The organism is Scandinavium tedordense, from assembly GCF_024764965.1.
Taxonomy (GTDB): domain Bacteria; phylum Pseudomonadota; class Gammaproteobacteria; order Enterobacterales; family Enterobacteriaceae; genus Scandinavium; species Scandinavium tedordense.
This window is the reverse complement of the sequence record NZ_JALIGG010000050.1, coordinates 26,180-37,114: the sequence shown is the minus strand read 5'-3', so window position 1 is coordinate 37,114 and position 10,935 is coordinate 26,180. Positions and strand designations below refer to the sequence as shown.

Sequence of the window (10,935 nt, the reverse complement as noted above, 5' to 3'; positions counted from 1 at the left end):
GTTATCTCTCTCTGTCTTATGCTGAATTTAAAGGGAGTTAAAGCGTGCAAGCAGCACTGGTTGGGATAACCCTTCTTATCATAGGGGATAGTCATGTGGCCTTTCAGGGTTCACTACTTTCTGTACTTCCAGAGACCTATGAGCAGATGGGTGCCAAAGTCATTACCTATGGTGTTTGCTCCTCCACTCCGGATGCTTGGCTGAAGGGACCGGTCGATACTGGCTGTGGCGGCACGATAAGAGAAGGGACCGGCCCAATCACCGATCCTTACGACGCAAAATTTCCTTTTCCTGATATCGATACGCTGATCAAAAAGTGGGATCCTACCGCAGTGATTGTGGTGTACGGTGATACCATCGGAGCCTATGGCACAGATACTCTCCCCACTGAATGGTTAGAAAGCGAGATAAAACCCCTTACTACTGCCATCAGTAGTAAAACCCGTTGCATCTGGGTCGGGCCAACGTGGGGCACGTTTAATCCTCGCTACGGGAAAACTGAGCAAAAAACCCAACGCATCTCAGATTTTCTTAGCTCACACGTGACACCCTGCACCTATATTGACAGTACCTCCCTCATGCAGAGTAATACCGTCAAAACTGTCGATGGACTACATCTGACACCTCAAAGCTATAAAGCATGGGGAGCAGATATTGTGGACGCGACATTGCCCCTCCTTGAGAAGAAAGGCGAAAAAAACTGATCGCTTCCCGACGTGCTGATATTGATGGGTTACGTGGCCTGGCCGTTTTACTCGTTGTATTCTTTCATGCTGGCTGGCTTTCTGGCGGCTTTGTAGGCGTTGATATTTTTTGCGTCATATCTGGCTACTATATGAGCAAAACAGCGCTGATGAATACCCCCTTTACGCCATGGAAATTTGTCGCCAGGCGAATACAGCGGTTATTACCGGCACTGCTTTGCATGGTTACCGCTATTTCGCTCGCTACACTGTGGTGGGTATTACCCATGGACAGGCAGGATATTGCGTACAATGGCTGGACGGCACTGCTTTACGTCTCAAATTTCTGGGCATCGCAGCATGTTGGTTATTTTGCCGGGCAATCATTGGCCTATCCTTTTTTGCATACCTGGTCGCTCTCTGTCGAGATGCAGTTTTATTTGCTGATACTACTTCTGGGGATCACTCGTCGGGGATGGGGGGCGCTCTGCTGCATTGCCGTTGGTTCCCTGGTTGCAGGCCAGTTCAATGGGGGAATGGGGTACTACGGTTTTATCGAGCGTCTGTGGCAGTTCGCCATGGGGGGGATTATTGCCTGGCTTCCCGACCGACGTTCACTGGCCCCCTGGTTATCATCGCTCATCTATTGTCTGGCTACGGCCAGCATTGTGGTCTGCAGCCTTCTGTATCAGGGAACCTATGCCACCCCATCACTATGGGCGCTAATACCCTGCCTTTCTGCTGCCATATTACTTCTGCTTCCTGATGCCCCGGCAAACAATCTACTCGCCGCACTTTCACCGGTAGGACGAATTTCTTATTCCCTATATCTCTGGCACTGGCCGGTTATTGTCTGGGCGACCTACTTCTTTGAGCGGCAGATAACCGGCCTGTCCATGGCGCTGTGTATTGCGGCGGCCATTGGGATCAGCATTATCAGCTATCTCTTTATCGAGCGACGCATCTCTGTCTTACTGCTGTTAGCCACTAATGCGGTGGCGGCAGCACTCCTCTTCATCATCTCGCACCTGTCATTGTACATATCGTAACAATATAACATTACGAACTATTTCGCTTTTAGATGAGAATCATCCTGGACCCTATCAGGAGAATTAGCGGATTATGACCCCGTCCTCACCCCCGGTGGCATCGCCTAAAGGCACGCCGCGTGGCCAGCGTTTGCTCATCACTCAGGCCTGTCTTTTCGGTATTTTGGTCATCTTTGGCATGTCTTATGCCTTACTGGAACTCTTTTCCAGCCCTGGTTTATGGTTATCAATCACTCGCCTGGTATTGTCGGCATCGTTTGTCGCCCTGGCCTTTGTCGAAAATTCACTCCGCTGTGAAGGTATTCAGTCATCAGAACCTGAACTCATTGCTGATCCCGCCGCACAATCACGCCCACGCCGTCAGCTATTGCCGCCCAACGTTCAAGCCTGGTTGAATTATTTCCACCAGCATTTGGCCACTACGGTGATCACTGCAGGCCTGGCTCTGGCGTTTGCCATCTCAAATTTAGCGGACACAACGCCTGTCGATCCGAGCGATGTTCCCCCCTTGACCGTCAGCGCCGTCTTTATTCTGTTGTGCTTTGCGCTGCTGCTGATTGAGCGAATGCTCAGCTTCAAAGTGGTTCGGGGATGGCAATATCAACAGGAGCATATTGGTCTTGCCCGCGCCTTGCTCAGCATCTTTATATTACTTTCGCTGTCCCTGCTCGGCGCGAAGCTTTCCCCTGCCCTGGCGTTGTGGGCTGTTAAGCTGGCGACGCTCATCCCGCTACTGATGGCGTTTGAGTATCTGCTACGCGCTCTGGCGGCCGTGACGCACCCTCTTCCCACGGAGTCTGAGCCTCGTTTTCTCACGCGGAGTCTGCTGACCGCGCTGTATCAGTGGCCGCTGCGACCGTTCGTTTTTTTGCTGAGCGCATTCCATCAGCGTTTTGGCGTCGATCTGCGCCAGATCCAGGCCTTCCGCCTGATGGCTAAAAAGCTGTTACCGGTGACTTGTGGCATCGCCGCACTCGGCTGGTTACTCAGCGGATTAACCGAAATTACGTTACATCAGCGGGGAATCTATGAACGATTTGGCCGCCCGACGGCCATTTTGCAGCCCGGTCTGCACGCCGGATTACCCTGGCCCTTTGGTCGGGTTATCGCCGTTGAAAACGGTACAGTGCATGAGTTACAGCTCAGTGATAACACACAGGTGAGTCAAGCGGAAACGCCCCCCGACAGCGCGGAAGCACCTGCGCCGCAGAGCAGTTGGCGTCTGTGGGATAACGACCATGCCACCGATCAGTCGCAGGTTATTGCCAGCACAGCGATGGACAGTCAGAACTTCCAGATGGTCAATACTGATATTCGTTTGATCTGGCGCGTTGGCCTCACCGATAAAGACGCACTTAACAGTCAGTATCAGACGCAAGACTTGCCAGGCCTGATACGCAGCGTCGCACGCCAGGTGCTGATGACCCAATTTGCCAGCAAGCAACTTGATGAATTACTCGATGAGCAACGGGCGACGCTGGCGACCACCCTAAGCCAGCAAATCCAGCAGCGTCTGACTGCACTCAATACCGGGGTGGAATTGCTGTTCACGCGTATTGAAGCGATTCATCCGCCCGCCGGGGCAGCCGATGCTTATCATGGTGTTCAGGCCGCGCAAATCGCGGGTAATGCGTTAATCTCCCGCGAAAAAGGCTATGCCGCCACGGTGGCCAGCGAAGCGCAACGTAATGCGCAGACCGGTATGCATAGCGCGCAGGCCACTGCCGCAGAAAATCTGTCACGGGCCCAAGCCGCAGCAACAAATTTTGCGGCAGAAGAGCAAGCATGGCACCTGGCGGGTGACGCGTTTATCACTGAACGACGCTACCAAATCCTGAGCCAGACCCTGGCCCATACCCCGCTTTTAATTCTCGACGCTCACCTCCAGGGCGCGAACCAACCCGTCCTGGATTTACGCCAGTTTCCCGCGTTAACGGACAGCACCGCTCCACAGAAGGCCAGCACGAAATGAAGATAACCGCGATAACCCCCGCCAACGACGCGCCCAATGCGGTTAAAAGGCAGACGTTTCCCAAAGCCCCGTCACCACGAAAACGTGCTCTGCGCTTCGGCGTGGCGGCCTTACTGGTGATGCTGGCAGTGCTGACAGCCAGTCTGCTGGAAGTTCGCGCCGGTAGCGCGACGGTCATTACCCGGTTCGGCGATCCGGTGCGGGTTCTGCTCACACCCGGCCTGGCATGGCGGATACCTGCGCCCTTTGAATCGCCGGTTGATGTCGATTTACGCATCCGCTCCACTTCAAGTGGCCTGCAGGACGTCGGCACCCGGGATGGACTGCGGGTCCTGATGCAAGCCTGGGTTATCTGGAAAGTAAAATCAGACAACGACGACGTGCTGCGTTTCATCCGTGCCGTACAAAACCAACCGGATGAAGCCGCTCGCCAGATCCGCACCTTTATTGGCTCGGCGCTGGAAACCACCGCCAGCAATTACGCGCTATCAGATATCGTTAACGTCGATGGCAAAAAGGTCAAAATTGCCGAACTGGAAGAGCAGCTTCAGTCACAGCTTAAAAACCAGTTACTTAACAGCTATGGCATTGAGGTTATCCAGACCGGCATTGAACGCCTGACGCTGCCTGCCGTGACCTTAAATGCCACCGTCGACCGGATGCGTGCGGAACGTGAGACCATCGCCGCCGAACGCACGGCAGAAGGCAAACGGCTGGCGGCAGAAATTCATTCCAAAGCCGATCGCGATGCCCGCATTCTAGAAGCTGATGCCTCGGTAAAAGCCGCCGCCATCACCGCCAATGCCCAGCGCGACGCCGCCGGAATATACGGCAAAGCCTGGCACAGTGACCCGCAGCTCTATGACCTTCTGCGCTCGCTGGACACCCTGAGTTCGATCGTGAACTCCAGCACCCGTCTGGTGTTGAGGACGGATGCTGCCCCGTTTAAAACGCTGGTGCAGGAGCCGGGCCAGCCGCAAGAGAAAACTCAACCATGATGCCCGTCCGTACGCCGTGGGGGCAGTCTTATCGCATCGCTTTCTTCACGCTTTATGGCACGGCCATCATTGCCGCGTGTGTCTGGCTATTCTCCTGCATCCACCAGGTGTCGCCCGATAGCCGAGCGGTGGTCTATCAGTTTGGCAAACCGGTTCGCGTGGCTAATGCGGGGCTGCTGTTTGTCTGGCCTCATCCCGTCGGCAGCATCGAGCGGGTACCAGCCTCAGAACGGATTATGGAGCGAGAGGTCCTGATGCTGCGCCGCGGCGAGCAGTTAGATCTCGTCAATAGCTGGGATCGTGACGGTGATGCCGGCGCCGGGGCGGGATATCTTCTGACCGGCGATGAAGGGGTTGTGCAGCTGGATGTACGTGTGTTCTGGCGTGTCAGCGATCCCATCAGCTTTGCGCTCCAGCGTCCGCATATCGATCCGCTGATCGACCGCCTCGCCGAGCGGGCGGCTGCCGTTGTTGCAATGGAACGCAATCTGGATGCTATCCTGGTCGCACGCCCTGAGACGCCGCTGAATGACCAGCACTCTGCCGAGGAACGACTCCGTCTGCGCAGCGATTTCAAACAGAATATGCAGCAAAGCCTCGCGCGAATGCGTGCCAGCGGCAACTATCCGGGCATCACTATTGAGCGGGTCGATATTATCTCCTCACTGCCGGATAACGCCGTTGCGGCATTCAATGCGGTACTGACTGCCAGCCAGCAGGCCGATCAGGCGATTGCCGCGGCGCGCACCGCCGCCACCTTGCGCACTCAGCAGGCGCAGCAACAGGCAGACCGCATGCTTCAGCAAGCCGAAGCCAGCCGCCAGGAAACGCTGGCAAAAGCCAGCACCGATACGCAACTCATCCTGCAACTGTCACAGGTCCTGCGGGATGGCACCGACGGCGGGATGTTGCAGCGACTGTGGCGCGAAAAAGTCACCAAAATTCTGGCGCAGGCCGGACAGGTCATTACCGTCGCGCCCGGCGACGATAGCCGTCTGATCTTACAAGGTCTTATGCCGCAATCAGCCACCCCGCCTGCCAGCGAGAAACAGCCATGAGCCATCAGTGCAGTCACGGACATATTCACTTCAGCAACAACCTGCAAACCCCGGCTGAACAGCGTCGCATGTCGCGTCAGCTCACGCTGGCGATGGTCACCATCGGGCTGCTGTTGCTAAGCCTGCTCTGGCGCGCAATGGCACCAGAGCAACCGGCAATCAGCGATATTTTGGCAGGCGTCGCATGGTTACTGGTCGCTGTACCGGTGTTCCGCGCAGGATGGCACAGTTTACGTCACCCCGATCTTCACGGCGTCACTGACCAACTGATCGTCCTGGCGATGCTCGGCGCGTGGGCACTGGGCGACCTGATGACCGCCGCGTTACTACCGGTCATCATGATTTTCGGCCATATCCTTGAAGAGCGCAGCGTGATGGGCACCCGCCAGGCCATTGCCGGTCTGAGTAAGCTGACGCACAGCCAGGCGAAACGCGTGCGGGCCGATGGTTCGCTGGAAAGCATCAGCAGCCAGCATCTTAAACCTGGGGATATTGTCGAGGTCCGCGCGGGCGATCAAATCCCTGCCGATGGCCGGATCCTTTCCGGTCATGCCAGTCTGGACGTAGCGTCGATCACCGGCGAATCGGTGCCAGTTGAAGTCTCGGTGGGGATGTCCGTCTTCGGCGGCACACTGAACCTGAACGGTTTATTGCGCCTCGAAGTCACCCATACCGGCGAGCAATCGACACTGGGCAAAGTCATCGCCCTGATGAAAGATGCCGAGCAGGCCAAACCGCCGATTACGCGGATGTTGGAACGCTACGCCGGCCACTATCTGATCCTGGTGCTGTTGATTGCCGCGACCACCTGGTTTTTAACCTATAACAGCCAGGCCATGCTGGCAGTACTGGTTGCCGCATGCCCGTGTGCGTTGGTGTTATCGGCTCCAGCCACCTCAATGGCAGGGATTGCCGTCGCCGCCCGGCACGGGATCCTTATCCGCAATGCGGCATTTCTGGAGGAGTTGGCCGACGTTGACGCGCTGATTATTGATAAAACCGGCACATTGACCCAGGGCCGATTGCGACTGGCCGAACTGATTCAGTCTAGCGAACGCTCGCGCGAGGCCGTGTTGCAACTGGCCTCAGCGCTGGGTGCCGTCAGCAATCACCCGGTCAGCCGGGCGCTGGTCGACGCCCGCCACAATCATAAAGCGATCTCACTGCGTGATGTGGAGGAAATGCACGGCCTGGGTGTTATTGCCACGACGGACGCAGGTCAGGTGCTGCTGGGCCGACGCGAACTGTTTGAGCGTTACCGGGTCAGCGTCTCTCCGTTACCCATCCATGACGGTCCGGTCGTCGGCCTTGCAGAAAATGGCGTGTTTCTCGGCTGGTTTCTGCTGGAGGATACCCTTCGTCCGGAAGCCCCCGAGGCGATGGCGACGCTGAAAATGCTGGGTATCGACCATCAGCTTCTGCTTACAGGCGATCGACAGATTGCCGCGCAGCGTGTGGCGCAGCAGACCGGTATCAGTGAGCTGGCCGCAGAAGTACTTCCCGCCGAAAAACTCCAGAAGGTGCATCAGGCGGTGAATGAAGGGTGGCGGCCAATGGTGGTCGGTGACGGGGTAAACGACGCACTGGCGTTAAAAGCGGGTGCCGTCGGTATCGCGATGGGCAGCAACGGCGCCGATATCGCCCTGGCTTCGGCGGATGTGGTGTTAACCGGCAGCGATTTACGCCGCCTGGCGACTGCAGTGAGGCTGAGCAGGCAGTGTCGCTCCACGTTGCAGGTCAATGTGATTATCGGGCTGGGCTGGACGGTACTCATTGTTATCGCCGCCGCCCTGGGAATGCTCGGATCCTCCGGGGCATTGATTGCCGCGATACTGCATAACCTCAGCACGCTGCTGGTGTTACTGAACACCGGCCGCTTGCTGCAGTTTAATGAAACGCTGTGATTCGTTTACAGCCATACAGTATTCAGGGGCGTCATGCCCCTGAATACCCCGAGTTTACGACTCGCCCTTCTTCACTATCAGCGGTTCGAAGACCATCACTTCCGGGCGCAACAGCACGTCAATCAGCCATACTTCGTTGTCCGGGTGTCCCGTACGGATCGGCACCGCCGCGAATTCGGTTTCGCTCACTTCGCGCACCTGTTCGATGGCGGTTTCCCACGCCCAGGTTTTCCACACACAGTTCACCGGACGGTCATCGCCGTCAATCAGCAGCCCTGCGGCATCCCAGCGCAGTTCGTCCAGGCCATACAGAATTTTGCTTTCGAACCCGGCATCCGTCAGCGCCTTTTGCATAAAGCGGGCGTGATAGTTTTCCTCCAGCTCCTTGTCCTGCATGATGTGTGCAAACGGTCGGGCGGTGCTGTGTTTCCACGCGCCAGTCAGCTCGCTGAGCAGCTCTTCCGACGGATTATGCCCGTCCCCGCGATAACCCGTTTTGGCCCATTGCTCCAGAATCAGCCCCCCTTCCGGGTGACACGAAGCTGCCACGAAAGTCGCAATCGCGGCCAAAGGATTTTCGGGATATCAAACAGCGCCAGCAGGTTGTCGTCCTTCATCACTTTATCGGTAGCGTGCAGATACATCAGATGCAGCTCGTTGGTGGCTTTTATAAGCTCCTGCTCGTTAAGCCAGGCGCCGTCAAACTGGCCCTGATTATCCAGACGCGCGCCCTGAATGTTGAGCGCTTTCCCCGGCAGCGCGGGCTGCGGCAGCGGGTGATAAACGACATTCTGCTCGGCGACGCGCAAACTCTACGCACTGCCATTTGTGGCCCATGTATTCGTTATCGATATAGCTGCGGAAAGAGACGTCATCCGGGGGATTGCGGGGATCGAGACTGCCGTAATTGGAGGAGTAAATTGCCACGCCTCCCGGCGCATAGCCTAACAACGTACCAAAGGGAGCATCGCTGCTGGAGTTTCCAGTACTCATTCGTCCAACCTAATTTTTCCAGTTCAGGGAAGCAGGCGGCTAGCGAAAATCCTGTTGTTGTTGTCTGCACATTGCCAACACTGTGGCAGAAGTGGCTTAATCATACACCTCACAGATAAGATAATCGAAACGACAACACAACATCAGGAGTCAACATGAGCTTACAAGCACAGGCACTGGAATGGGGTCACGGTCCACGGACTTTCGAGGTTTTTCTGGAACCGACTTGCCCCTATTCGGTGAAGGCATTCAACAAACTTGATGCGCTGCTGGCAGCGGTGGGGGAAGACAAAGTAACGGTAAAAATTCGTCTGCAATCACAGCCGTGGCACATGTTTTCAGGCGTGATCGTTCGCTATATTCTGGCGGCATCGACCTTGCCGGACGGCAGAGCAGCGGCGAAAAAAGTGTTGCAGGCGGTGGCCGATCATCGTGAGGAATTTGAATTTACCGACCATTGCAGCGGCCCGAATATGCAGGCCACGCCGCAGGATATTGTTGAACGTCTTGAGCGTTACAGCGGGGTAAACGTGAGCGAGCCGTTTGCGGTGCCGGAATTGCAAACCGTCATCAAATGGCATTGCAAATATGCCCGTCAGAACGGTATCCACGTGTCGCCGACCTTTATGGTGAATGGTTTGGTACAGCCGGATTTGGGTAGCGGAGATGACATTAGCGTATGGGCCGAACGGCTCATGAGCTAGACAGAAATTTGCCCGGTGGCGCTTACGCTTACCGGGCTTAAAAACACCAAATCAATTGCTATCAATCCAGATCCCGTCGGCCCGACAAACGCAGTGCCGCCGAGCATTCAAACGCTTAACCCACAATCAACGTTTTTGCTTCCAGATACGCCTGCATCCCCCATTTGCCCATTTCACGGCCCAGGCCGGAGTGTTTCACGCCGCCAAACGGGGCTTTAGGTTCATTGGCCAGGCTGTTGACCATCACGCGACCGGACTCAATCTGCTGCGCAATACGCACGGCGCGTTCGGTATCGCCACCCAGCACCATCGCATTCAGGCCATAATCCGTGTCGTTGGCAATCGCCAGCGCGTCGGCATCATCTTCGTAAGGGATAATCATCAGCACCGGGCCAAAGATTTCCTCACGGGCGATGCGCATTTGGTTATGCCCGACAAACACCGTCGGTTTCACGCCCCAGCCTTTTTCCATGCCCGCCGGACGCCCTTCGCCACCCACCAGCAGCGTTGCGCCCTCTTCCACGCCCAGACGAATGTAGTCCTGCACGCGCTGCCATTGTTTACGGCTGACCATCGGGCCGATTTCGGTATTATCGTCACGCGGATCGCCGGACTGCACCTGGCCTACCGCATGGGCAAAGGCCTGTTCAAATTCCGCCTGGCGACTGCGCGGCACCAGAATACGCGTCCCGGCAATGCACGCCTGCCCGCTGTTCATAAAGCCTGCCGCCAGCGCCAGCGGGACGGCTTTTTCGATATCGGCATCATCAAGAATAACCGTCGGAGATTTCCCACCGAGCTCCAGCGTGACGCGCTTCAACGATTGCGCGCTGCTTTCGACAATATGTTTGCCCACCGCCGTTGAACCGGTGAAGGAAATTTTCGCGATATCCGGATGACGATTAATCACATCGCCCACTACCTCACCGCGCCCGGTAATGATGTTAAACACACCCGCCGGAATGTTCGCCTCGTGCAGCGCTTCAGTCACTATCTGCGTTTGCATAGCGCTCATTTCACTCGGTTTGATCACCGCCGTGCAGCCTGCAGCCATCGCCGTCGCCAGCTTGTTGCAAATAAACCCGACGTTGCTGTTCCACGGTGTAATCAGCCCCGCCACGCCAACCGGCACCATGACCACCTGCGCGCTTCCTGCCTGTTCCACGAATTCAAATTCTTCCAGGGTTTCAATCGCCTGAGCGATAACGTCGGCCGGATATTGCGCCATCCAGCGGCCCCGAGCCTGCGGTGCGCCGTATTCAGTAACGATAGCCTCCAGCAGCGCATCTTCACGCGCAGCGACGGCTTTATGCATGCGTTTCAGTACCGCAATACGCTCGTCTTTGGTGGTACGTGACCAGCCCGTAAATGCGGCTTTCGCGGCGGCAATCGCTCGCCCGGCATCCACTTCATCCGCCAGACGCACGGTGCCAATTACCGCTTCGGTGGCCGGATTGAACAGCTCAAAACGCTCATTGCCGTGCGGGGTAACGAATTCACCGTTGATATAGATGTTGTCGATGTGCTGCATGTTGTTCTCCACGTATTCTGTTTTTCAGTGCGTGGAAGGAGTA

The 10,935-nt window shown here is 56.4% G+C and carries 8 protein-coding genes and 1 pseudogene; 7 read left to right on the top strand and 2 right to left on the bottom strand.

The genetic code is table 11. From position 1 onward, the window contains the following. Nucleotides 1-44 precede the first annotated feature (44 nt). The 6 genes from MUU46_RS04310 (at nucleotide 45) to MUU46_RS04285 (ending at nucleotide 7,664) form a co-directional block, all read left to right on the top strand. Nucleotides 45-704: an SGNH/GDSL hydrolase family protein gene (locus MUU46_RS04310; RefSeq protein ID WP_258964859.1), complete on the top strand. Its 660-nt coding sequence runs from the start codon at nucleotides 45-47 to the stop codon at nucleotides 702-704. Then, nucleotides 701-1,732, top strand: coding sequence for an acyltransferase family protein (locus MUU46_RS04305; RefSeq protein WP_309582936.1), 1,032 nt, complete (start codon nucleotides 701-703; stop codon nucleotides 1,730-1,732). Before MUU46_RS04310 ends, MUU46_RS04305 begins: the two co-directional genes overlap by 4 nt. A 73-nt stretch (nucleotides 1,733-1,805) precedes the next feature. Next, a complete protein-coding gene (hflK, locus tag MUU46_RS04300) occupies nucleotides 1,806-3,704 on the top strand; it encodes a protease modulator HflK (RefSeq protein WP_258964858.1) in 1,899 nt (632 codons plus the stop codon). Next, nucleotides 3,701-4,702, top strand: a complete 1,002-nt coding sequence (gene hflC / locus MUU46_RS04295; protein WP_258964857.1) for a protease modulator HflC — start codon at nucleotides 3,701-3,703, stop codon at nucleotides 4,700-4,702. Before hflK (MUU46_RS04300) ends, hflC begins: the two co-directional genes overlap by 4 nt. Next, entirely contained in the window at nucleotides 4,699-5,760 is a 1,062-nt protein-coding gene (gene hflK / locus MUU46_RS04290; RefSeq protein WP_258964856.1) for a protease modulator HflK, read from the top strand. The genes hflC and hflK (MUU46_RS04290) overlap by 4 nt, the downstream gene beginning before the upstream one ends. Beyond that, nucleotides 5,757-7,664: a heavy metal translocating P-type ATPase gene (locus MUU46_RS04285; protein ID WP_258964855.1), complete on the top strand. Its 1,908-nt coding sequence runs from the start codon at nucleotides 5,757-5,759 to the stop codon at nucleotides 7,662-7,664. Before hflK (MUU46_RS04290) ends, MUU46_RS04285 begins: the two co-directional genes overlap by 4 nt. 78 nt (nucleotides 7,665-7,742) lie before the next feature. Here the strand turns inward: MUU46_RS04285 and MUU46_RS04280 are convergent. Then, nucleotides 7,743-8,657, bottom strand: a pseudogene (locus MUU46_RS04280) (glutathionylspermidine synthase preATP-grasp family protein); the annotation flags it as partial. Between the two features lie 155 nt (nucleotides 8,658-8,812). Between MUU46_RS04280 and MUU46_RS04275 the strand changes: the two are divergent. Next, the gene (locus MUU46_RS04275) at nucleotides 8,813-9,361 is read left to right on the top strand and encodes a DsbA family protein (protein ID WP_159759873.1); all 549 of its coding nucleotides are present in this window, start codon (nucleotides 8,813-8,815) and stop codon (nucleotides 9,359-9,361) included. Nucleotides 9,362-9,476: 115 nt separating this feature from the next. Here the strand turns inward: MUU46_RS04275 and MUU46_RS04270 are convergent, their stop codons facing one another. Then, nucleotides 9,477-10,892: an aldehyde dehydrogenase family protein gene (locus tag MUU46_RS04270; RefSeq protein ID WP_258964854.1), complete on the bottom strand. Its 1,416-nt coding sequence runs from the start codon at nucleotides 10,890-10,892 to the stop codon at nucleotides 9,477-9,479. Between the last annotated feature and the right edge of the window lie 43 nt (nucleotides 10,893-10,935).

Coding starts and splice junctions, on each gene's coding strand:
- hflK (WP_258964858.1), top strand. CDS start 1,806: ATGACCCCGTCCTCACCCCCGGTGGCATCGCCTAAAGGCACGCCGCGT.
- hflC (WP_258964857.1), top strand. CDS start 3,701: ATGAAGATAACCGCGATAACCCCCGCCAACGACGCGCCCAATGCGGTT.
- hflK (WP_258964856.1), top strand. CDS start 4,699: ATGATGCCCGTCCGTACGCCGTGGGGGCAGTCTTATCGCATCGCTTTC.
- MUU46_RS04285 (WP_258964855.1), top strand. CDS start 5,757: ATGAGCCATCAGTGCAGTCACGGACATATTCACTTCAGCAACAACCTG.
- MUU46_RS04275 (WP_159759873.1), top strand. CDS start 8,813: ATGAGCTTACAAGCACAGGCACTGGAATGGGGTCACGGTCCACGGACT.
- MUU46_RS04270 (WP_258964854.1), bottom strand. CDS start 10,892: ATGCAGCACATCGACAACATCTATATCAACGGTGAATTCGTTACCCCG.